This window comes from Salinarimonas ramus, assembly GCF_014645695.1.
GTDB lineage: Bacteria > Pseudomonadota > Alphaproteobacteria > Rhizobiales > Beijerinckiaceae > Salinarimonas > Salinarimonas ramus.
Map to the genome: position 1 here is coordinate 202,384 of NZ_BMMF01000008.1, position 22,579 is coordinate 224,962.

21 protein-coding genes are annotated in these 22,579 nt (G+C 72.0%); 14 read left to right on the top strand and 7 right to left on the bottom strand.

Features of this window, described 5'->3' with window-relative positions; genetic code table 11:
* Positions 1-89: 89 nt before the first annotated feature.
* The 3 genes from IEX89_RS14730 to IEX89_RS14740 all read right to left on the bottom strand — a co-directional run bounded on the left by IEX89_RS14730 (position 90) and on the right by IEX89_RS14740 (position 3,249).
* Complete coding sequence (locus tag IEX89_RS14730) at positions 90-1,016, bottom strand: LysR substrate-binding domain-containing protein (RefSeq protein WP_188913981.1); 927 nt, start codon at positions 1,014-1,016, stop codon at positions 90-92.
* A gap of 261 nt (positions 1,017-1,277) precedes the next feature.
* The gene (locus IEX89_RS14735) at positions 1,278-2,252 is read right to left on the bottom strand and encodes an NADPH:quinone oxidoreductase family protein (protein ID WP_188914063.1); all 975 of its coding nucleotides are present in this window, start codon (positions 2,250-2,252) and stop codon (positions 1,278-1,280) included.
* Positions 2,253-2,343: 91 nt separating this feature from the next.
* On the bottom strand, positions 2,344-3,249 hold the full coding sequence (locus IEX89_RS14740; RefSeq protein WP_188913982.1) for a LysR family transcriptional regulator: 906 nt from the start codon (positions 3,247-3,249) through the stop codon (positions 2,344-2,346).
* Between the two features lie 138 nt (positions 3,250-3,387).
* Between IEX89_RS14740 and IEX89_RS14745 the strand changes: the two genes are divergently transcribed.
* From IEX89_RS14745 to rpsU, 11 genes are all read left to right on the top strand, one after another.
* Positions 3,388-4,851: an FAD-linked oxidase C-terminal domain-containing protein gene (locus IEX89_RS14745; protein ID WP_188913983.1), complete on the top strand. Its 1,464-nt coding sequence runs from the start codon at positions 3,388-3,390 to the stop codon at positions 4,849-4,851.
* A complete protein-coding gene (gene glcE / locus IEX89_RS14750) occupies positions 4,848-6,032 on the top strand; it encodes a glycolate oxidase subunit GlcE (protein ID WP_188913984.1) in 1,185 nt (394 codons plus the stop codon). The genes IEX89_RS14745 and glcE overlap by 4 nt, the downstream gene beginning before the upstream one ends.
* Positions 6,033-6,116: 84 nt before the next feature.
* Positions 6,117-7,478 carry a glycolate oxidase subunit GlcF gene (gene glcF / locus IEX89_RS14755; RefSeq protein ID WP_188913985.1) on the top strand — a complete coding sequence of 454 codons (1,362 nt, stop codon included), beginning with the start codon at positions 6,117-6,119 and terminating at the stop codon, positions 7,476-7,478.
* A gap of 94 nt (positions 7,479-7,572) precedes the next feature.
* Positions 7,573-8,103: a DUF1178 family protein gene (locus tag IEX89_RS14760; RefSeq protein WP_188913986.1), complete on the top strand. Its 531-nt coding sequence runs from the start codon at positions 7,573-7,575 to the stop codon at positions 8,101-8,103.
* A 311-nt stretch (positions 8,104-8,414) separates the two neighbouring features.
* A complete protein-coding gene (locus IEX89_RS14765; protein WP_188913987.1) occupies positions 8,415-9,494 on the top strand; it encodes an NAD-dependent epimerase/dehydratase family protein in 1,080 nt (359 codons plus the stop codon).
* An 11-nt stretch (positions 9,495-9,505) separates the two neighbouring features.
* Entirely contained in the window at positions 9,506-10,432 is a 927-nt protein-coding gene (locus IEX89_RS14770) for a UbiA family prenyltransferase (protein ID WP_188913988.1), read from the top strand.
* Between the two features lie 86 nt (positions 10,433-10,518).
* Positions 10,519-11,475: an endonuclease/exonuclease/phosphatase family protein gene (locus IEX89_RS14775; protein WP_188913989.1), complete on the top strand. Its 957-nt coding sequence runs from the start codon at positions 10,519-10,521 to the stop codon at positions 11,473-11,475.
* A 93-nt stretch (positions 11,476-11,568) separates the two neighbouring features.
* Positions 11,569-12,588, top strand: coding sequence for an aldo/keto reductase (locus IEX89_RS14780; protein WP_188913990.1), 1,020 nt, complete (start codon positions 11,569-11,571; stop codon positions 12,586-12,588).
* 28 nt (positions 12,589-12,616) lie between these two features.
* A complete protein-coding gene (locus IEX89_RS14785; protein ID WP_188913991.1) occupies positions 12,617-13,597 on the top strand; it encodes a lysylphosphatidylglycerol synthase domain-containing protein in 981 nt (326 codons plus the stop codon).
* 22 nt (positions 13,598-13,619) lie between these two features.
* Positions 13,620-14,846, top strand: coding sequence for a glycosyltransferase family 4 protein (locus IEX89_RS14790; protein WP_188913992.1), 1,227 nt, complete (start codon positions 13,620-13,622; stop codon positions 14,844-14,846).
* 259 nt (positions 14,847-15,105) lie between these two features.
* Positions 15,106-15,351 (top strand): 30S ribosomal protein S21, encoded by a 246-nt coding sequence (gene rpsU / locus IEX89_RS14795; protein ID WP_188913993.1) that lies wholly within the window; start codon positions 15,106-15,108, stop codon positions 15,349-15,351.
* Positions 15,352-15,421: 70 nt separating this feature from the next.
* Here the strand turns inward: rpsU and ubiG are convergent, their stop codons facing one another.
* Together ubiG and IEX89_RS14805 are read right to left on the bottom strand one after the other, a co-directional pair.
* On the bottom strand, positions 15,422-16,186 hold the full coding sequence (gene ubiG, locus IEX89_RS14800; protein WP_188913994.1) for a bifunctional 2-polyprenyl-6-hydroxyphenol methylase/3-demethylubiquinol 3-O-methyltransferase UbiG: 765 nt from the start codon (positions 16,184-16,186) through the stop codon (positions 15,422-15,424).
* 94 nt (positions 16,187-16,280) lie between these two features.
* Entirely contained in the window at positions 16,281-16,493 is a 213-nt protein-coding gene (locus IEX89_RS14805) for a DUF1674 domain-containing protein (protein WP_188914064.1), read from the bottom strand.
* Between the two features lie 220 nt (positions 16,494-16,713).
* Between IEX89_RS14805 and htpX the strand changes: the two genes are divergently transcribed.
* The 3 genes from htpX (at position 16,714) to IEX89_RS14820 (ending at position 19,534) form a co-directional block, all read left to right on the top strand.
* A complete protein-coding gene (gene htpX / locus IEX89_RS14810) occupies positions 16,714-17,652 on the top strand; it encodes a zinc metalloprotease HtpX (RefSeq protein ID WP_188913995.1) in 939 nt (312 codons plus the stop codon).
* A 63-nt stretch (positions 17,653-17,715) separates the two neighbouring features.
* Positions 17,716-19,020: an RsmB/NOP family class I SAM-dependent RNA methyltransferase gene (locus IEX89_RS14815; protein WP_244645462.1), complete on the top strand. Its 1,305-nt coding sequence runs from the start codon at positions 17,716-17,718 to the stop codon at positions 19,018-19,020.
* Positions 19,021-19,186: 166 nt separating this feature from the next.
* On the top strand, positions 19,187-19,534 hold the full coding sequence (locus IEX89_RS14820; protein ID WP_188913996.1) for a phage tail protein: 348 nt from the start codon (positions 19,187-19,189) through the stop codon (positions 19,532-19,534).
* A gap of 69 nt (positions 19,535-19,603) precedes the next feature.
* Here the strand turns inward: IEX89_RS14820 and IEX89_RS14825 are convergent, their stop codons facing one another.
* Positions 19,604-20,986 carry a class II 3-deoxy-7-phosphoheptulonate synthase gene (locus IEX89_RS14825; RefSeq protein ID WP_188913997.1) on the bottom strand — a complete coding sequence of 461 codons (1,383 nt, stop codon included), beginning with the start codon at positions 20,984-20,986 and terminating at the stop codon, positions 19,604-19,606.
* A gap of 183 nt (positions 20,987-21,169) precedes the next feature.
* Positions 21,170-22,537: a glutathione-disulfide reductase gene (gene gor / locus IEX89_RS14830; protein ID WP_188913998.1), complete on the bottom strand. Its 1,368-nt coding sequence runs from the start codon at positions 22,535-22,537 to the stop codon at positions 21,170-21,172.
* Positions 22,538-22,579: the final 42 nt, after the last annotated feature.

Below are 22,579 nucleotides of genomic sequence, written 5' to 3' on the forward strand. Positions count from 1 at the left end.
AGTCTCGCCTCGCTGTCGTCTCGGGTGCCCCGCCGCCGGCGCGGAGCGCCCCTCCAATGGCGCCGCGCGCGTTGCCTGTCAACGCGTCCTTAGGCGCGAGAGGACGCGGCCGCGATCGCCGCCGCCCCGCCGGGGCAGCTCTCGCGCAGGGCGGCGGCGATGAAGTCGTGGAAGGCGCGCACGGCGCGGGTCGGGGCGCGGTCGCGGGCGGTGACGAACCAGTAGGAGATGCCCGTCGCATAGCGGTCCGGGAAGGGCGCGACGAGCCGGCCCATGGCGAGGGCGTCGGCGGCGAGCGTCTCCCACGCGAGGAAGACGCCCTGCCCCGCGATCGCCGCGTCGAAGCACAAGGCCGCATCCGAATAGACCGGCCCCTCGCCGAGCATGCTCCGGTCGAGCCCGTTGGGGCGAAGCCACACGTCCCAGGAGAACATGGCGGCGGGCTCGGAGACGATGGGCACGTGCGCGAGATCGGCGGGCGTGCGCAGGCGCTCGGCCACGGCCGGTGCGCAGACGGGAAAGACGAGCTGGGCGACGAGGGGCTCCGCCCGCACGCCCGGATACGGCCCACGGCCGACGCGGATGCAGACGTCCACGTCCGAGACGTTCGGGTCGACGAGCTCGAGCGCCGCGTCGATGCGCACGCGGATGCCGGGATTGGCGCGGGTGAAGCGATCCAGCCGCCAGACCAGCCATTTCGAGGCCAGGACCGGCGCCACCGAGACCGTGAGCACGTCCTCCCGGCGCTGGTCCGCGAGCGCCACGGCCGCCGAGATCTCGGCGAAGCCCACCGCGAGCCGCGCGATCACCGCCGCGCCCAAGGGCGTCGGCTCGAGCCCGCGGGGACGCCGCTCGAAGAGCGTGCGGCCGAGCTCGGCCTCGCATTTGAGGATCTGCTGGCTCACCGCGCCGACCGTGACGCCGAGCTCCTCGGCGGCGGCGCGCAGGGTGCCGAGCCGCGCCGCCGCCTCCACCGCGCGCAGACCGCCCAGATGGACGCGGGAGAGGTTTCGCATATAGCTCGCCTATAGGCTCATCGAGCAGAACGGGATTTTCGCGCGTGCTCGGCTGCGCGATGGTGCAGCCATGCTAAACCTCATCCACATCCTCCGGCAAGCGCTCGCGCGAGGCGAACCCGACCCGGACCCGGCTCTCGAGGCCGACCCCTTCTCCGATCCCACCATCGCCGCGATGAGCCCCGCCGCGCTCGCCGACCTGCCGCTCTCGCATCCGCCCGCCCCACCGCCTCTGCCGCGCGCCGCACCCGCGGCGGCGCCTCACGGCACGAGGACGAGCTTGCCCCGCGCCTCGCGGCTCGCGATCCGCCCCAGCGCCTCGGCGGCTTGCGTCAGCGGATAGGTCGCGTCGATCGAGACGCGGATCGTCCCGTCCGCCGCCCAGCCCATCAGCCGCTCCATGTTGGCGGCGTGGCGCGCGGGCTCTCGCTCCAGGAAGGCGCCCCAGAACACGCCGCGCACGTCGCAGCCCTTGAGCAGCACGAGGTTCGAGGGGATCTTGGGGATCGCGCCGCCGGCGAAGCCGATGACGAGATAGCGCCCCTCCCAGGCGATGGCGCGCAGAGCCGGCTCGGCGAGATCGCCGCCGACGGGATCGTAGACCACGTCGACGCCGCGTCCGTCGGTCAGCGCCTTCAAGCGCGCCTTCAGGTCCTCGCGTGAATAATCCACGGTCTCGTCCGCGCCCGCCTCGCGGGCCAGCGCGAGCTTGTCGGGCGAGGACGCGCAGGCGATCACCCGGGCGCCGAGCGCCTTGCCGACCTCCACGGCCGCGAGGCCGGTGCCGCCGGCGGCGCCGAGCACGCAGAGCGTCTCGCCGGGCCGGATCGCCGCGCGATCCGCGAGCGCGTGCAGGGTGGTACCGTAGGTGATGCTCATCCCCGCCGCCCGCGCGTCGTCGAGGCCCGCCGGCGCGGCGATCAGGCGATTCGCGGGGACGATGGCGTAATCCCGCGCCGCGCCGTGGCCGATATAGGCGACGACCCGCCGGCCCGCCTCCCAGCCGCCCACGCCCTCGCCGAGAGCGGCGATCTCGCCGCACAGCTCGCCCGCGGGGGAGAAGGGCAGGTCCGGCTTCACCTGGTAGCGGCCCTCGATGATCAGCGTGTCGAAGAAATTGAGCGCCGCCGCGCGCACGCGCACCAGCACCTCGCCGGGGCCGGGCTCCGGCACGGGGATCTCCGCGAGGCTGAGCGTCTCGGGCGGGCCGAGGCGCTCGCACAGGACGGCTCTCATCGTGCGGGACATGGGCGCTCCTCCTTCGGGACGAGAGGATGCCGCGGCGCGGGCACCGACGCGAGCCCGACGTTGCGCGCACACCCGGCCTTCACAGAACCAACCCCTCGTCCCAATACGGCGTCGGTCCGTAGAGCCCCTCCAGGAAGGCGATGAAGGCGCGGGTCTTCTGCTCGAGATGCCGGCGGCTCGGGTAGATCGCGTGGATCGCGACCCGGGTCGACGAGCGATAGGCGGGGAGAACCCGCACCAGCGCCCCCGATTTCAGCTCCGGCCCCACGTCCCAGGTCGAGCGCAGCGCGATCCCGGCCCCCGCGATCACCGCCTCGCGCACGACCTCGCTCGAATTCGTCCGCAGCGTCGAGACGATGCGCACGATCTCCGGTCCGTCGGGCCCCTCGAGCCGCCATTCCGGCGTCCCGTGGACGAGGAGCGTGTGCCGGTCGAGATCGGCGAGGCGCTCGGGCCTGCCGTGTCGCGCCAGATAGCCCGGCGTCGCCACGAGGACCCGGTGGCTCGGCGCGAGCTTCTTGGCGATGAGGCTCGAATCGGAGAGGTCGGCGATGCGGATGGCGAGATCGAGCCCCTCGCCCACCACGTCGACGAAGGCGTCGGAGAGGGAGAGATCCACCGTCACCTGCGGGTTGGCGTCGAGGAAGCGTGCGAGATGGGGCGCGACGTGCATGCGCCCGAACGAGGTCGGCGCCGAGACCCTCAAGAGCCCGCGCGCCTCCGCCGAGCCGGACATCGCCCACGCCTCCGCCTCCTCCACCGCGGCGAGGATCGCCACCACCCGCTCGTGGAAGCCGCGGCCGACCTCGGTGAGCGCCAGCTGGCGCGTCGTGCGCTGCAGGAGCCGCACGCCGAGGCGCTCCTCGAGCCGGCGCATGCGCTTCGAGATCACCGCCGGCGAGAGGCCGAGCTCGCGCCCCGCCGCCGACATGGAGCGCGCCGCGACGATGCGCGCGAAGACGTCGAGATCCCCCAGCCGGTCCATGGTCCGCCCCGATTGTTTCTCCAGGAGAAACAATCTAGCGCAGGCCGCGCCTCTGTTAACCGGGCGCGCTTCGCCCTATGGTCTTTTGGAACGCGTCCGAACGAGACGCGCCCGAGAATCACGAGCCGGAGGACGCCGATGACGATCGCCTTCCCGACCCCGGATGCCGGCATCCTGGCCCGCCGCGACGCGATCCTGGCGGGCCTCGCCCCGCTCGTCGCGCCCGACGCCCTCATCGTCACCGAGGACGAGCGCCGCGCCTTCGAGACCGATGCGCTCACCGCCTATCGTCGCCTGCCCATGGCGGTCGTGCTGCCCTCCTCCACGCAGGAGGTCGCCGCCGTGATGCGCTTCTGCCACGAGCACGGCGTGAAGGTGGTCGCCCGCGGCGCGGGAACCTCGCTCGCCGGCGGCGCGATCCCGCAGGAGGACGCCATCGTGATCGGCGTCTCCAAGCTCAACCGCGTGATCGAGACGAACTTCGCCGACCGAACGATGCGGGTCGAGGCCGGCATCACGAACCTCGCCATCTCCCAGGCGGTGGCGCACGAAGGCTTCTTCTACGCGCCCGACCCGTCGAGCCAGCTCGCCTGCACCATCGCCGGCAACGTCGCCATGAATTCCGGCGGCGCGCATTGCCTGAAATACGGCGTGACGACGAACAACCTCATCGGCCTCACCGTCGTCCTCGTCGACGGCACCGTGGTGGAGATCGGCGGCGACATGCTCGACGCGCCGGGCTACGACCTGCTCGGCCTGATGACGGGCTCGGAGGGCCAGCTCGGCATCGTGACCGAGGCCACCGTGCGCATCCTGCGGGCGGCGGAGGGCGCGCGCCCGGCGCTGATGGGCTTCGACAGCGTGGAGGAGTGCGGCGCCTGCGTCGCGGCCATCATCGGGGCCGGGATCATCCCCGTGGCGCTCGAATACATGGACAAGCCCGCGATCGAGATCTGCGAGGCCTTCGCCCATGCGGGCTACCCGCTCGACGTCGAGGCCATGCTGATCATCGAGGTCGAGGGCTCGGAGGAGGAGATCGAGGACGCCTTCGCGCGCATCGTCGAGATCGCGAAGCCCTTCAATCCGCGGGCGCTGAAGGTCGCCCAGACCGAGGCCGAGGCCGCGGCGATCTGGAAGGGCCGCAAGTCCGCCTTCGGCGCGACGGGCCGCGTCGCGGACTACATCTGCATGGACGGCACCATCCCCACCGGCCAGCTGAAGCATGTCCTCAAGCGCATCGACGAGATCGTGAAGGGCTACGGGCTTCGCGTCGCCAACGTCTTCCACGCCGGCGACGGCAACCTCCATCCGCTCGTGATGTTCGACACGAACGCGCCGGGCGAGATGGAGAAGGCGGAGGCCGCGGGCGAGGACATCCTGCGTCTGTGCGTCGAGGTGGGCGGCTGCCTCACCGGCGAGCACGGGGTCGGCATCGAGAAGCGCGACCTGATGACGACGCAGTACGACCGGCAGGACCTCGCCCAGCAGTTGCGCGTGCGCGGCGTGTTCGATCCGCTCTGGCTGCTCAACCCCGCCAAGGTCTTCCCCCTGACAGGGCGCGACCTCGACGAGGCGCCCGCGAACGGGCGGGAGGCGGCGTGACGACGCTCTCGGCCGCGAGCCACGCTCCCGCGAACGAGGACGAGGTCCGCGCCTTGGTGACGGACGCCGCCGCCCGCAGCGTCCCTCTCGCCATTTCAGGCGGCGCGACGAAGGCCGGCGTCGGTCGCCCGGCGCAGACGCAGGAGACGGTGTCCACGACGGGCCTCTCCGGCATCACGCTCTACGAGCCCGCCGAGCTCGTGATCGGCGCGCGGGCGGGGACGCCGCTCGCCGAGGTCGAGGCGACGCTCGCCGAGAAGAACCAGCGGCTCGCCTTCGAGCCCGCGGACTGGCGCGCGCTGCTCGGCACCTCCGGCGAGCCGACGATCGGCGCGGTGGCGGCCGCCAACGTCTCCGGTCCGCGGCGGATCATGGTGGGTGCCGCGCGCGACGCGCTCATCGGCGTGCGCTTCGTCAACGGCCGCGGCGAGGCCGTGAAGAACGGCGGGCGGGTGATGAAGAACGTCACCGGGCTCGACCTCGTGAAGACGATCGCGGGCTCCTGGGGCACGCTCGGCGTGCTCACCGAGGTGACCTTCAAGGTCCTGCCCATGCCCGAGCGCACGGCGACGCTCGTCTATCCGGGCCTCGACGACGCGCGCGCCGTGTCGGCGCTGTCGGCGGCGCTCGGCTCGCCCTACGAGGTGACCGGCGCGGCGCATCTGCCCGGCGACGGCGGAACGCTGATCCGCATCGAGGGCTTCGAGGCCTCGGTGCGCTATCGCCTCGGCGAGCTGCGGACGCTGCTCTCGGAATACGGCGAGCCGGCACTCGTCGAGAATGCCGACGGCGAGGCGCTCTGGCGCGGCGTGCGGGACGTCGGTCCCCTCGTCCAGCCCGCGGACCGCGCCGTGTGGAAGATCTCCACCGCCCCGACCCGCGCGCCCGCGCTGACGGCGTCGATCGCCATGCGGATCGAGGCGCGCTGGCTCTACGATTGGGGCGGGGGTCTCGTCTGGCTCGCCACGGAGCCGAGCGAGGCGGCGGCGCGCGTCGTGCGCGAGGCGACCCGCGCCCATCGCGGCCACGCGACGCTGATCCGCGCCCCCGCGGACCTGCGCGCCGCCATCGACGTCTTCGAGCCGCTGCCGGAGGCGATGATGCGGCTGACGAAGGGCCTAAAAGCGAGCTTCGATCCGAAGGGTATTTTCGAGCCCGGGCGGATGTATGCGGGGGTGTGAGGACGGGACCGCAGGCCGTTCCGCGTCCTTCCCTGTAGGGGAAGGAGAGACGACGCGTCATCCGGGTAGTGTGAGAGCAGGGCCATGCAAACCAACTTCACGCCAGACCAGCTCCGCGATCCCGCCATGCGCGAGAGCGAGAAGATCCTGCGCACCTGCGTGCATTGCGGGTTCTGCACCGCGACCTGCCCGACCTATCTCCTGCTCGGCGACGAGCTCGATAGCCCGCGTGGCCGCATTTATCTCATGAAGGACATGCTGGAGAACGGGAAGCCGGCCACCGAGGAGGTGGTCAAGCACGTCGACCGCTGCCTCTCCTGCCTCTCCTGCATGACGACCTGCCCGTCGGGCGTGCACTACATGCACCTCGTCGATCACGCCCGCGCCTATATCGAGCAGACCTACGAACGGCCCTGGCACGACCGGCTGCTGCGCGCCACGCTCGCCAAGATCCTGCCCTATCCGAGCCGCTTCCGTCTCGCCCTCCTCGGCGCGAAGCTCGGCGCGCCGTTCAAGGGCGTGGCGCGGGCGATCCCGAAGCTCGGGCCGCGGCTCGCAGGGATGCTCGACCTCGCGCCACGGCGCCTGCCGGCGCGCGCCGCCTCCGACGGGCCGCAGGTCTTCCCCGCGATCGGCGCGCGGCGCGGGCGGGTCGCCATCCTGCAGGGCTGCGCCCAGCGCGTCCTCGACCCCGGCATCAACGAGGCGACGGTGCGCCTCCTCACGCGAAACGGCATCGAGGTCGTGCAGGCGAAGGGCGAGGGCTGCTGCGGCGCGCTCGTCCACCACATGGGCCGCGAGCACGACGGCCACGCCTTCGCCAAGCGCGCCATCGACGTGTGGACGCGCGAGATCGAGGGCGAGGGGCTCGACGCCATCGTCATCACGGCCTCGGGCTGCGGCACGACGATCAAGGATTACGGCTTCATGCTGCGCGAGGACGCCGCATACGCCGAGAAGGCGAAGCGGGTCTCGGCGCTGGCGAAGGACGTCACCGAATATCTCACGACGCTGAAGGTGGTGGCGCCGGCCCGCGACGTGTCCGGCCTGACGGTCGCCTACCACTCCGCCTGCTCCATGCAGCACGGCCAGCAGATCCGGCTCGAGCCGAAGGCGCTGCTCAAGAAAGCGGGCTTTGCCGTGAAGGACGTGCCGGAGGGCCACATCTGCTGCGGCTCGGCGGGCACCTACAATCTGCTCCAGCCGGAGATCGCGGGCCAGCTTCGCGCCCGCAAGGTCGCGAACATCGAGAAGATCGCCCCCGACCTGATCGCCACGGGCAACATCGGCTGCATGACGCAGATCGGGAAGGGCACCGCCATCCCCATCGTCCACACCGCCGAATTGATCGACTGGGCGACCGGCGGGCCGCTGCCGCGGGCGCTGGAGGAAGCCGGCTGGCAGGATCGCCCGATGGCGGCGCCGACGCGCGCCGCAGCCGAATGATGCGCTGGAACCGCGAGCGCGCATGTCGCGCTTGTTGCGGGCGCGGCGAGACGCCATTTAGGGATCGTTCGTCGCGTTCCTGCAAGCTCGGTCCATGATCCGCTACGCCCTGGCCTGCTCGTCCGGCCATTCCTTCGAGAGCTGGTTCCCCTCCTCGGACGCCTACGAGGAGCAGGTCGTGCGCGGGCTCGTCACCTGCCCCGTCTGCGGCACGGCGCATGTCGAGAAGCGCATCATGGCGCCCTCCGTCGCGCGCACCGATCGCGCGACGCCGCGAGCGACGGATGCCGACGAGACGGCGACGCCCGCGCCCTCCCCCGCTCCCGGCCCGGCGCCCGCAGCCGCGGCGTCCGTCCCGGTCCCCGCGCCGCCACCGGAGGCGATGGCTCTGCTGGGCGAGGCGCAGCGCGAGATGCGCGAGGCGCTGCGGCGTTTCCGGGCCCATATCGAGTCCACCGCCGAGAACGTCGGACGCAACTTCCCCGATGAGGCCCGCCGCATCCATGCCGGCGACGCCCCCGAGCGCGTCATCATGGGCGAGGCGAACCGCGAGGAGGTCGCCGAGCTCCTGGAGGAAGGCGTTCCCATCGCGCCGCTGCCGATACTCCCCGACGAACGGAATTGAACCGTTTTTTTCAAGCCTGTTACAGAATGTGAACGGCTCGCACCTGCCGTTGAACCGTTTCACGGCTCCATGGGTGTTTTAAGGTAGGAATGCTGCCCGTTCTTTTCGCAGTTGCGAAAAAGATCGTCTTGCGGCTGTCATGAAGGCCGCCTAGCCTCACAATCACTGATAATTCGAGCTGGGCGCGGACCGCAAGGCACGGGACCTCGGCCGGGAAGGAAGACGATCGCCGGACTGTCTCGTCGCGCGGGCTCGAAGGCCCGTACCCGGTCGTTCCGACGCGCCCAGAGCGCTATCGAAAGTCGTTCGTCATGCTGGACACACATCGTGCCGAGCCGGCCTCGTCCGGCTCCGAGGGCGCTATCCTCCTGACCGGCGCCGCCGGCTTCACGGGCCAGGCCTGGCTCGCCGGGTCCGCCCATGCGGGCAGGCGCATCGTCGCCGTCGATCGCGAGCCGATCGAGGCGCCCGCACCGAACGTCGTGCCGATCCGCGCCGACATCCGCGACCGGCGCTGGCTCGATGCCGTGCCCGACGGCGTGTCGATCGTCGTCCACGGTGCGGCGGCCCTGCCGAGCCACGACCCGCGCGAGATCGTCGAGACCGACGTCGACGCCACCCGCACCCTCCTCGCCTGGGCGGCGGAGAAAGGCGTCTCCCAGGTCGTGCACCTCTCCTCCACCGCCGTCTACGGCCCGGCGCACGCGCCGCTCGTGACGGAGGACCGCGATCCGGTTCCCTACGACGCCTACAACACGGCGAAGATCCGCGCCGAAGCTCTCCTGCCGGAGGTGCTCGACGGGACGGGGACCGCGTGGACCATCCTGCGTCCCAAAGCAATCGTCGGCCCCGGCCGGCTCGGGCTCTTCGGGCACCTCTTCGACTTCGCCGCCGGGGGCCACGGCTTCCCCATCATCGGCGACGGGCGGGCGACGTACCAGTTCCTGCACGTGGACGACCTCGTCACCGCCATCGACCTCGCGATCGCGCGCCCGCAGGCGGCGCACGGCGCGACGCTGAACGTGGCGTCGCGGGCCGAGCACGACATCGCGACGCTGTTCCAGTCCGTGCTCGACCGCGCCGGCCACGGCAAGACGCTCCTGAAGGTGCCGAAATGGCTGGCGAAGCCGGTCCTGCTCGGCGCCTACAGGCTCGGGCTCTCGCCCGTCTACCACCGCCTCATCGCCAATCTCTGCGAGGGGTCGACCGTGTCGCTCGAGCGTGCGCACGCCGTGCTCGGCTACGTGCCGGCGCATACCGGCATGAGCGCGCTCGCCGATGGGTTCGACTGGTACCGCGCCGCCCGCAGCGAGGGCGCCTTCGCCTACGGCAAGGGCCACCGCACGCTCTGGCGCAACCCGCTCGCCACCCTCGTCAAGGCCGTCATCTAGAGGATCGACCCATGATTGAGCTGATCAAGTCGCGGCCGGGCCTCGCGTCCGCGCCGAACGCGAACCTGCGCGTCAAGGCGGCCGCTCTCCTGGAGCTCGCCCGCCCCTCCCACGTCGTGAAGAACGGCGTCGTCGTCGTGCCCTGGCTCCTCGCCGGCTTCGAAGGCTCGGCGCTCGCCGTCGTCGCGACGCTCCTGGGCTTCGTGCTGGCGAGCGTCGCGGTCTACGCGATCAACGATTCCATGGACGCGGCCGTCGACGCCGCGCACCCGAAGAAGCGCCATCGCCCGATCCCGTCGGGACGGGTCAGCGTGCCCGAGGCGCTCGCCTTCGCGCTCCTCGCGGCGACGGCCGCGGGCTCGGCGACGGCGATCCTCGCCACCGACGCCCTCGCCTTCGTGGCCGTCTATCTGGCGCTCAACCTGTTCTACTCGAAGGTGGGCAAGGACATCGCCGTCGTCGACGTCGCAATCGTGGGCGCCGGCTTCGCGCTGCGCTTCCTCGCCGGGCTCGCCGCCATCGGCATGCTGGGCGAGCTCGCCTGGGCGGCGGGGCCGATCTTCATCGCCTCGGTGGGCCTCGCCGTCGGCAAGCGCCTCGCCAAGAAGGCGACCTCGGCGGAAAAGACGGACGCGCGCGTGCCGCGCTTCTATACGCCCAACGTCCTCACGGGGCTGCTGATCCTGCTCTCGCATCTCGCCGTGCTGGCGGGCGCCTGGGCCGCCTTCAGCGCCGACGCCGACATCGCCGGACGCTTCTCGCTGGCCCCGCCGGTGATCGCGATCCTGTCCCTCATCGGCGTGGGCGTGCTCTCGCGCGCGGTCTACCTGATGACGACGGATTCGGTGGAGCCGGCGACGGTGTTCACCCGCGATCGGCCGACCCTCGTCGCGGTGGCATTGGGCGCGTCGATCCTCGGTTTCAACGCCCTCGTCTGAACGCACATCCCCAGCGTGCTAAAGAAAGCGAGAGGAAACCGATGACATCCACGCGCTCCCGCTGTATGGTGCGACGGGCCGCAATCGTGGCCCTCGCCGCCGCGGTCCCGTTCCTGGCCGCGCTCCCGCACCTGCCGGATACGCTGCCCATCGTCGTTCTGATGCAGAGCCTCCCCGTTCTCGCCTATGCCCTCGCCTGGGTCGTCTGCCTCGCGCTCGCGGCCCTCCTGTGGCGCGCGGCACGCTGGCCGGTCCTGGCGGCTCTGGCGACGGCGGTGCTTCTCGGCGGGCGCGCGCTCATGCCGAGCGCAGTGGCGGACGCGCCTGCGGCGTTCACGGTGGCGACCTTCAACACCGATTTCTGGGACCAGCACGGCGAGACCGAGGGGCTCGAGGCCGCCTTCGCCGCCATCGACGCCGACGTGCTCCTCCTCCAGGAGCATTTCTACCTCGACCCGCCGGACGTGTTCGAGCCCATCGACCGCGCCCACCTCCTCGTCTCCTGCTGCGACTACCCCCACGTCTTCGTCGACGGCGATCTCGTCGTGGCGAGCCGTTTCCCGGGCGTCGACCATTCCCATCCCGACCCCAACGTCCAGCGCCTCACGCTCGAGATCGAGGGGCGCGCGGTCGAGGTCGTGAACGTGCACAATCCCGTCCACGTCACCCTCTACGATTCGATCCTGACCGAAGCCTTCTGGGACTTCGCCCGGGACGCGGCGGCGGCGCGCAGCCTCGTCTACGAAGCGGTGGACGAGGCCCTCGCGGACGCGCGCGCATCGGAGCGCTCGGCCCTCGTCGGCGGCGACTTCAACGCCACCGCGATGATGCCGAGCCTTCGCCGCTCCGTCCTCGGGCCGCTCGGGCGCGATCCCCTCGCCCATCTCGACGGGTCGTTCCCCGTGGGCCTGCCTCTCTGGCGCATCGATCACGTGGTCTCCACGCCCGACCTCCCGATCGCCTGCGCCTCCATGCCGGCGACGCCGGTCTCCGATCATCGCCCCGTCCGCTGCACGGTGACACGCGCCGCATCCGGGGCATGAGCCCGCCCGGAGGATGCGCCGCACGCGTCCTCCGGGCGAGAATTGAAACGATCCAAGGCCCCGAGGACAAGCACCAAGGAAAGGAAACGCGCGATGAGCAACCCCGCAACGCACAACGCCACCACGATCGACGTCGCCGGACATCGCGTCCCGCGCATCGGGATGGGCACCTGGGCCGTCGCCGGGCCCTTCTTCGCGGGCGACGAGCCGCTCGGCTATGCCGGTGTCGAGGACGAGGCCTCCATCGCCGCGCTGCAGGCGGCCTACGATGCGGGCGTGCGCTTTTTCGACACGGCCGACGTCTACGGCGCCGGGCACTCGGAGGAGCTCGTCGGGCGGGCGCTGAAGGGCCGCTCCGACGCGGTGATCGCGACGAAGCTCGGCCTCGCCTTCGATCCTGCGACGAAGCAGGTGCTCGGCCCCATGAGCGATCCCGCCGCCGTCGTGCCGGCGATCGAGGCGAGCCTGCGGCGGCTCGGGCGCGACAGCGTCCCGCTCGTCTTCTTCCACCTCAATTCCATGCCCGTCGCGGACGCCGAACCCTATCTCGACGGGCTGGAGACGGCGCGCGCCCGCGGGCTGATCGAGCGCTTCGGCTGGAGCACGGACTTCCCCGAGAGCGCGCGGGCCGGCGCGCGGCGCGAGGGCTTCGTCGCCGTGCAGCATTGCATGAACGTGTTCTATTCCGCGCCGACCATGATGGGCGTCGTCGCCGAGCACGGGCTCGTGTCGGTGAACCGCTCGCCGCTGGCGATGGGGCTCCTCACGGGCAAGTACGGCGCCGACACGGCCATGCCGGACGACGACATCCGCCGCAACAGCTACGGCTGGATGGACTGGTTCAAGGACGGCAAGGTCGCCCCCGAGCACCTGGAGACGCTGGGCAAGGTGCGCGAAATCCTCACCGTCGGCGGGCGCACGCTCGCCCAGGGCGCGCTCTCCTGGCTCCTCGCCCATTCCCCGCATGCGCTGCCGATTCCCGGCGCCCGCAACGCGAAGCAGGCGGAAGAGAACGCCGGCGCCATCGCGCACGGCCCCCTGCCGGAGAGCGCCATGCGCGAGATCGAGGCCCTCGTGCCCCGCGTGCCCGACGGCGAGCCGCGCGAGCGCTGAGCCGCGAGACGACGAGAAAGGACGAGCCGTGATCCGCTCCCTGCCGCTCCCGAAAGCCTTCCAGAAAGGACCGCCCGCCCGCCGCACGCTGGTGCGCGCGATGCAGGTCGTCTTCTGGCTCGCCGCCCTCGCGGCGCTCGCCTACGCCTATCGCGCGAACGAGGCGGCGATCGTCGAAGCGCTCTCGCGGGTGAGCCCGGTCGCCCTCGCGGCGGCGTGCGCGGTGGCGGCGCTCGGCGCGGTGCCGGGCGCCCTCGCCTGGGTCGCCCTCGCGCGCGCCGGCGGCATGCCGGTGCCGTGGGGGCGGGGCACGGCGATCTATCTCGTCTCGAACCTCGGCAAGTACGTGCCCGGCGGGTTCTGGGCGATCCTGTCCCAGGCCGCCCACGCGCGGCCCTGGGGCATGACGCTGCCGCGGGCGGCGGGACTCTTCCTCCTCGCCATGCTCTGCGCGCTCCTGGCGGCGGGCCTCGTCGGCCTGCCGGCCTTCCTCGGCGCCTTTCGCATCGAGGGCGCGCTCGCCGCGGCCCTCGTGGTCGTCGCGCTCCTCGGCGCGGCGGCGGCGCTGAAGCTCCTGCCCTTTCTCGCGGGCATCGCCGCGCGGCGCCTGCCCTTCGTGCCGGACGAGAGCCTCCTCGCGCGCCTCGACACCGCCTCGCTCTCGCGCGCCACCGCGATCATGCTGGTCGCCTGGCCCCTGACCGGGCTGCACCTCGCCATCCTCGCCGCGCCCTTCTCCGACGACGTGATCTTCCTCGTCTCGGCCTACGCCTTCGCCTCGGCGCTGAGCCTCGTCCTGCCGATCCTCCCCGCCGGCCTCGGCGCGCGCGAGGGCGCGCTCATGGCCTGCCTCGTCGTGGTGATGCCCGCGGCGGAAGCGGCGGTGATCGTCGTGCTGAGCCGCCTCGTCGTGACGATGGTGGAGCTCGCCGCCGCCGCGCTGGCGAGCCTCGTGCGGCCCGAGCGACACATAGAGGCGACCCCCGCCCTCGACACCGAGCGTCCCTGACCGCCCCGACGGAGAACGCCCCATGACCGACCGGATGCCCAGCGACAGGCACTACGACGTCGCCGTCGCGCTGAACTACTACGCTCCCTACGTCTCGGGCCTCACGGAGACCGCCCGCGTCGTCGCGGAGGAGCTCGCGGCCCGCGGGCGCTCCGTCGCCGTGGTCACCTGCCGCCACGATCCGGCGCTGCCCGCCTTCGAGCGCCTGCGCGGCGTCGACGTCTACCGCGCACCGGTCCTCGCCACCTTCGGCCGGGGGCCGATCAGCCCGGCCTTCGCGCCGCTGGTGCGCCGGATCGCGAAGCGTTCGGCGACGCTCCACCTGCACCTGCCGATGCTCGACGCGGTGGCGATCACGACGGGGCTCTCCCATCCGCGCATCGTCTCGACCTATCACATCGACGTCTGGATCCCGCCCTCCCTCACCTCGCCCCTGCAGATCGCGGGCGTGAACTGGTCGGCCCGCCGGGCGATCGCGAAGTCGCATCGCGTCGTCGTCAACAGCTTCGATCAGGCCGATCATTCGCTCCTGCGCGACGTGCTGCGCGCGGGCGACCTGCGCGCGATCCCCGCGCCCTGCCTCGATTCGTCTGGCGGCACGCCCGCCTATCGCGACGGCCCGGGCACGCATGTGGGCTTCCTCGGCCGCATCGTGCCCGACAAGGGCATCGAGTTCCTCATCCCCGCCTTCCTGAAGAGCGCGCGCCCCGACGACCGGCTCCTCGTCGCCGGCGAGCATCAGGCCGTGGCCGGCGGCGGGATCATGCCGCTCCTGCGGCGCCTGGCGAACGACGATCCGCGCATCCGCTTCCTCGGCCCCCTCGACAAGGCGCAGGTGCGCGACTTCTACGCCTCGATCGACGTCTTCGCGCTCACCTCGGTGGCGGAGAGCTTCGGCATCGTGCAGGCCGAGGCGATGATGTGCGCCATACCCGTCGTCACCTCCGACATCCCCGGCGGGCGCGTACCCGTGCGGGAGACCGGCTTCGGCATCCTCACCGAGCCGCGCGACGTGGACGCCATCGCGCACGCCCTCGAGCGCCTGCGCGCCATGGACGCGCCGACCCGCGCGGCCCATGCCGAGACCGCGCGGCGCGCCTTCGGGCTCGCCGCCTGCATCGACCGCTACGAGGACACGCTCTTCGCGTGGAACGCGTCGCAGGTGGCGCGAGAGGCCTCGGCAGCGCCCGACGCCGGCGCGCCTCCCGCCGTGAGTGCGACCGAAGCGGCCGTCGACGGGGCGCGCTGACCGCTACGCCTTGCATTTCACGGCATAACCGCCATAATCCAGGCCTCCCGCTTCGCCTGCGCGTCGCGGGACGTCCGCCGCGTTCCCATGTCTCGCGGCTGGCTGGAGCCCTTCGTCGGCCCCGCATCCAGGCTCTTCGGAGCCCGCCAGAGCCTCGACTCGACCCGTCATCCGAGTCCGGCCGCCCGGCATCCGCCGGGAGCGCGAGATCGTCTATTTTCGTCGGCGCCGAGCGCCGCGCAACACGAGGAGAGAGTTTTTGCAGGTACTCGTTCGCGACAACAACGTCGATCAGGCGCTGCGCGTCCTGAAGAAGAAGATGCAGCGCGAGGGCGTCTTCCGTGAGATGAAGAAGCGCCGCTCCTTCGAGAAGCCCTCCGAGAAGCGCGCCCGCGAGAAGGCCGAGGCCGTCCGCCGCGCCCGAAAGCTCGCCCGCAAGCAGGCCCAGCGCGAGGGGCTCCTGCCCATGCGCAAGAAGGTCGCCGCCGCCGGCGGCCGTCGCTGAGCCCGTCCGTCCGTCGTCCCGCCGGCACAGCCGCCGGCGGCGCGGCGAGACGAAGAAGGCGTGCGTTTCGTCAGCCTTCGGGCCGCTCCGCGTAGGCCATGTAGTTCACGGCCGTGTCGCGGGAGATGCCCCAGGCGTCCTTCAACGGATTGTAGGTCACGCCCGTCACGTCGCGCACGGCGAGCCCGCCCGCGCGCATCGACGTCTCGAGCTCGTCGGGCGTGACGAACTTGTCCCATTCGTGCGTGCCTTTCGGCAGCCAGCCGAGCACGTATTCCGCGCCCACGATGGCGAGCCCCCACGCCTTGAGCGTGCGGTTGATCGTCGCCATGAAGAGCAGCCCGCCCGGCTTCACCGCCTGCGCGCAGGTGCGCACGAAGGCGTCCGGGTCCGGCACGTGCTCCACGACCTCCATCGCGATGACGACGTCGAAGCGCTCGCCGCGCTCGACCACGGTCTCCACCGTCTCCTGCGCGTAGCTCACGGGCACGCCCGAGCGCGCGGCGTGGAGGCGCGCGACCTCGACGTTGGTGGGTGCCGGGTCGAGGCCCTTGGCGTCGGCGCCGAGCCGCGCCAGGGGCTCGGTGAGGAGTCCACCGCCGCAGCCGACGTCGAGGAGCGTCAGCCCCTCGAGCGGCGCGCCGTCGCGCGGATCGCGGCCGAACTGCTCCGCCACCCGGTCGCGGATGTAGGAGAGCCGCACCGGGTTGAACTTGTGGAGCGTGCGCATGGGGCCCTTGGGGTCCCACCAGGTGCGGGCAATGCGCTCGAAGCGCGCGACCTCGTCTGGATCGACGGCGGCGGCTTCATTGAGACGCGGATCGGCGGCGGACATGCATGACGCTCCTCGAACGGGCGCCGCCTCGAACGGGACGACGACCCCGGCGGCGGGAGGGCCATCGTCCTCGCGTCGTCTCTCGCGACGCGGATCAGGAGAAGTCGCAGGCGATGCCCTTGATCTCCCAATCCGCGTAGCGCACGGGCTCGAGCCCGCCGCGCCCGTTCTTCTCGGGCTCGCGGGAGATCTCCTCGGCGCGCGCGTCGATGGCGGCCCGGCGCGCCGCCGCCTCCTCGAGCGCGCGGCGCGCGGCGGGGGAGAGCGTCTTGCCGGGCGCGGCGCCGGGCATCTCGACCGACGGCATCTCGGCCGACGGCGTCCCGGCGGATGCCGTTTCCGCCACCGGCGTCTCGGCCGCCCGGCCGTCTCGCATCTCGTCTCGCATCCGCGCCTCCCGTGGCGAGGGGGTCACCGCGCGATCCGGGCGGGCGCGCGCCGTGCGAGCCTTGCCGGAACGGATCGGGTGATCCCACATTCCTGTCGTGCCCCTCATATAGGGGTCCTTTCCGTCGAGGCACACCGCGATGAACGTGGTCAAGACCGCACTCCTCCTCGCCGCGCTGACCGCGCTCTTCGGCGTCGTCGGCTACTGGATCGGCGGATCCGGCGGCATGCTGATCGCGCTCGGCCTCGCCGCGGCGACGAACCTCTACGCCTACTGGAATTCCGACCGGCTGGCGCTGCGCGCCCACCGCGCCCGGGAGGTGGACGCCGCGAGCGCGCCCGAGCTCGTCGGCATGGTCCACGACCTCGCCGTGCGCGCGGGCCTGCCGCCGCCGCGGGTCTACCTGATCGACAATCCGCAGCCCAATGCCTTCGCCACCGGGCGAAACCCGCAGAACGCCGCCGTCGCCGCGACGACGGGGCTCCTGCGCACGCTGTCGACCGAGGAGGTAGCGGGCGTCATGGCGCACGAGCTCGCCCACGTGAAGAACCGCGACACGCTGATCATGACCGTCAGCGCCACCTTGGCCGGCGCGCTGGCGACGCTCGCGCAGTTCGGCTTCCTCTTCGGCGGGCGCGAGCGGCAGAACCCCATCGCGCTCGTCGCCATGATCATCCTCGCGCCGATCGGCGCCATGATCGTGCAGATGGCGATCTCGCGCACCCGCGAGTACGACGCCGATCGGATGGGCGCGGAGATCTGCGGCAATCCGCTCTGGCTCGCCTCCGCGCTGCGGAAGATCGCCGGCGGCGTCGCGCGCGCCGTCAACCCGGATGCGGAGAACCACCCGGCGAGCGCGCCGCTCTTCATCGTCAATCCGCTCAAGGGCGGGGCCATCGACGGGCTGTTCTCCACGCATCCGGCCACCGAGAACCGCGTCGCCGCCCTCGTCGCCATGGCGCGCGAGAGCGGGATCGGCGGCGATATGGGCGACGGCGGGCTCGGCGCGGCGTCGCCCCCGCCCGAGCGCGCGAGCGGCCCGTGGGGCGCGCGGCGCTCGCGCCGGCCGTGGGGATGAGGTAGAGGGAGCCTCCCCGCGCCCGGCAGGCGGATCGTGCGGGAGACGGAAAGGACGGTTCACGTGGCGGACGAACAGCCGGGCCTCGGCGCGCGAAGGCTCGCCTTCGCGGCCCTGGAGGAGACGCTGCGGGTGCGCCGCGCCCTCGACGACGTGCTCGCGGCGCGTGCCCCCGTGGCGGCGCTGGAGCCGCGCGATCTCGGTCTCGCCCGCGCCATCGCCGTGACGGCGCTGCGGCGCCTCGGCACGATCCGCGCGGCCCTGGCGGAGCGGCTCTCCCAGCCCGTCGGCGATCCGCGGCTCGAGGCGCTCCTCGTCGCCGGCGCCGCGCAGATCCTCTTCCTCGACGTGCCCGATCACGCCGCCGTCGCCACCGCCGTCGACCTCGCCCGAGAGGAGCGCCGGCTCGCCCGCGCGGCGGGGCTGATCAACGCCGTGCTGCGTCGGGTCGCGCGCGAGCGCGACGCCGTTCTCGCCGAGGCGGAGGCCGACCCGCTGCGCGACGCGCCCACCTGGCTCGCAGCCCGCTGGGTCGCGACCTACGGCGAGGCGAGCGCCGCCGAGATCGCCCGCGCCCATCGCCGCGAGGCGGCGCTCGACCTCACGGTGAAGGGCGACCCGCAGCAATGGGTGGACGCGCTGGAGGCCCGGCTCCTGCCCACGGGAACGCTGCGCGTCGCCGCGCGCGCGCCGGTGCCAGAGCTTCCCGGCTATGCCGAGGGCGCCTGGTGGGTGCAGGACGCCGCCGCCGCGCTCCCTGCGACGCTGCTCGGGGCGAGACCGGGGATGCGCATCGCCGATCTGTGCGCGGCGCCGGGCGGCAAGACCGCGCAGCTCGCCGCCGCCGGCGCGGACGTCCTCGCCGTAGATCGCTCGGCGAAGCGGCTCGAGCGCCTCTCCGAGAACCTCGCGCGTCTCGGGCTCGGCGCCGAGACCCGCGCCGTCGACGCCCTCGCCCTGCCCGAGGACGCGCTTTTCGACGCTGTCCTCCTCGATGCGCCCTGCTCCTCCACCGGGACGCTGCGCCGCCATCCCGATGTCGCCTGGACGAAGGACGAGGGCGACGTCGCCAAGCTCGCCGCGCTCCAGGCGCGCCTCCTCGACAAGGCGGCGGCGATAACCAAGCCCGGTGGCGTCCTCGTCTACTGCACCTGCTCGCTGGAGCCGGAGGAAGGCGAGGCGCAGGCGGCGGCCTTCCTCGCGCGCCACCAGGATTTCGCGCGCGAGCCGATTGATCCGCAGGAGATCGGCTGCGCCTCGGCGCTCCTCACCGCCGACGGCGACCTGCGCGTCCTGCCGCATCTCGGGCTCGCTCCCGAGGCGCCGGGTCTCGACGGCTTCTACGCCACCCGCCTGCGCAAGCGCTGAGACGAAGACACACCATCTCACCACCTGGGATGAGGTCCGGCACGAGGATTGCGGGAACGCAGCGGCTGCATCGCACCGGCGCGGGTTGACTTCGGGTCGCCTCACGCCACACTCCCGACACGCCGCAACCGGCACCCGGCGATGCGCCGAATGGGAGCGTCACGCGATGGAGAGCCCGCTTCTCGGGGCGATCATGATGTGGGCCGGCGACTACGCGCCTCAGGGCTGGGCCTTCTGCCACGGGCAGCGGCTGGAGGCGACCCAGAACGGCGCGCTCTTCGTGATGCTGCGGGAGAGCTTCGGCGGCGACGGGACCACCACCTTCGCCTTGCCGGACATGGTCGGGCGCGTGCCGGTCGGCGCCGGCCCGCTCGGGGCGGGTGAGGAGATCGCGCTCGGTGCCGAGCGCCCGATCCTGCACGGCACGCACGTTCCGGCGACGGGGCTGCTTCGCGCGGCCCTCGCGGTCAATTTCATCATCTGCATCGACGGACGCTTCCCCGAGCCGGCGTGAACGGGCGCGGGAGAGGCGGAGCGGGGCGCGCGTTTACGCGAGCGCGCCCCGGGAGTGCCGCAGCCGGCCTTATTCCGCCGCGACCTGCGGGCGCTCGCGACCCTGGCGCTCGCGCTTGATCAGCTCGGCCGTCAGGAACGCGATCTCGAGCGCCTGCTCGGCGTTGAGGCGCGGGTCGCAATAGGTGTGGTAGCGGTCCGAGAGATCGGCGTCGCCCAGCCCGCGGGCGCCGCCGGTGCATTCGGTGACGTTCTTGCCCGTCATCTCGAGGTGGATGCCGCCGGCATGCGTCCCCTCCGCCTGGTGGACGGCGAAGAAGTTGCGCACCTCCTGCATGATCCGGTCGAACGGACGCGTCTTGTAGCCCGAGCCCGCCTTGACGGTGTTGCCGTGCATGGCGTCGCAGGACCACACGGGCGTGCAGCCCGCCTTCTTCACCGCGCGCACGAGCGTCGGCAGGTGGTCGAACACCTTGTCCGCGCCGAAACGGCAGATCAGCGTGAGGCGGCCCGGCTCGTTCGCCGGATCGAGCTTGTCCATCAGGCGCAGGAGATCGTCCGGCGCCAGCGAGGGGCCGCACTTGAGGCCGATCGGGTTCTTCACGCCACTGGCGTATTCCACGTGAGCGTGGTCCGCCTGGCGGGTGCGATCGCCGATCCAGATCATGTGACCGGACGTGGCGTAGGGCTCGCCCGTGGTGGAATCGACGCGGGTGAGCGCCTCCTCGTAGCCGAGCAGCAGCGCCTCGTGGCTGGTGTAGAAATCGGTGTTCTTCACCTCGGGATGCCGGTCGGCCTCGATGCCGATGGCCTTCATGAAGGCGATCGCCTCGGAGATGCGCTCGGCCACGTCGGCATAGCGCGCGCTCTGGGGCGAGTCCTTCACGAAGCCGAGCATCCAGCGATGCGCGTTCTCGAGATTGGCGTAGCCGCCGGTGGCGAAGGCGCGCAGCAGGTTAAGCGTCGCCGCCGACTGCCGGTAGGCGTCGAGCTGGCGGCGCGGATCGGGCCGGCGGCCTTCGGGCGTGAAGGCGATGTCGTTGATGATGTCGCCGCGGTAGCTCGGCAGCGTGACGCCGTCCACCGTCTCGTCGTCGGACGAGCGGGGCTTGGCGAACTGGCCCGCGATGCGGCCGATCTTCACCACCGGGCAGGAGCCCGCGAAGGTGAGGACCACGGCCATCTGCAGGAACAGGCGGAAGAAATCGCGGATGTTGTCGGCGGAATGCTCGGCGAAGCTCTCGGCGCAATCGCCGCCCTGGAGCAGGAAAGCCTCCCCGCGGGCCACCGCCGCGAGATCCCGCTTCAGCTGGCGCGCCTCACCTGCAAAGACGAGGGGCGGAAACCCCGCGAGCTGACCCTCGACCTCGCGAAGCAGGTCCTGGTCCTCATAGGCCGGCACCTGCCGAATGGGCTTGCCCCTCCAGCTGTCGGGCGTCCAGCGCTCGCTCATCGTCCTCGCTCCTGCATGTCGCGCGTCCACGCGCGTCCTCGTTCGTCCCTCGTCGTGGGGATCCGCCCACCCGGGCGGAGCGGCCTTATAGCCGCTTTGCGACGGGGACGCGAGCCTCCGTCGCGCCCTTGCGTACGATTCCCGATACGCGCAACTTTGTTGCGGCTAACGGCGCTCCCCACGTCACCGCGCCCGGGTGCGCATCGTGACGAGCTCCTCCGCCGCGGTCGGGTGGACGGCGATGGTGCGGTCGAAATCCGCCTTGGTCGCGCCCATGGTCACGGCGATCCCGGCGAGCTGGATCATCTCGCCCGAGTCGCGCCCGAACAGGTGCACGCCCATCACCCGGTCGCTCTTCGCGTCGACGACGAGCTTCATGTAGACCGGGTCGTCGCGCCCCGAGAGCGTCGCGCGCATGGAGCGGAAGGACGTCTCGTAGATCGCGACGTCGTCGCTGCGGCTACGCGCCAGCGTCTCCGAGCAGCCCACCGTGCCGATCTCGGGCGTCGAGAACACCGCGGTGGGGATCAGCTCGTGGTCGACCATGGCGGGCTTGTCGCCGAAGACCGTGTCGGCGAAGGCGTGGCCCTCGCGGATGGCGACCGGGGTGAGCGCTGCCCGGTTCGTCACGTCGCCGACCGCCGAGATCGAGGGCACGAGGGTGCGCGAATAGCCGTCCACCACGATCGCCCCGCCCGCGTCGAGGGCGACGCCCGCCGTCTCGAGCCCGAGATCGGCGGTGTTGGGCCGGCGGCCCGTGGCGACGAGCACCCGGTCGAACACGGCCGTGTCCCCGCCCTGGAAGGTGGCGTCGACGGCGCCGTCGGGTCGGCGCGCGAGGCGCTCCAGCGTCGTGCCGAAGCGCAGGTCGACGCCCTTGCGGGAATAGGCGGCGCCGAGGCGATCGCGCAGGTCCTCGTCGAAGCCGCGCAGCAGCTTGTCGCCGCGAAGCGACATCGTCACCTTCGAGCCCAGCCCCGCGAAGATGCCCGCGAACTCGACGCCGATATAGCCGCCGCCGACGACGAGGATGCGCTTCGGCTGCTCGGGAATGTCGAAGATCTCGTTGGAGGTGATGCCCAGCTCGCCGCCGGGGATCATCGGCTCGAGCGAGGGGCGCGCGCCGACGGCGACGAGGATGTGGCGGGCGCGAAACACCTCGCCCGTCGAAAGGAGGCGCACCGCGTGCGGCCCCTCGATCACGGCCCGGCCCTCGAGCAGGCGCACGCCCGCACGCTCCAGGTTGGCGCGGTAGACGCCCTCGAGCCGCGTGATCTCGCGCTCCTTGTTGGCGACGAGCGTCTGCCAGTCGAACGCCGTCTCGCCCACGCTCCAGCCGTAGCCGGCGGCATCGGCGAAATCGTCGGCGAAGCGGGAGGCCAGCACCATCAGCTTCTTGGGCACGCAGCCGCGGATGACGCAGGTGCCGCCGTAGCGGTATTCCTCGGCGATCGCGACCTTCGCGCCGTAGCCGGCGGCGATGCGCGCCGCGCGCACGCCCCCCGAGCCGCCGCCGATGACGAAGAGGTCGAGGTCGAAATCGCCGGCCATGGGGCGTGCTCCTGTGGGACGGGGCGCGCCGTCTGCGGGCGC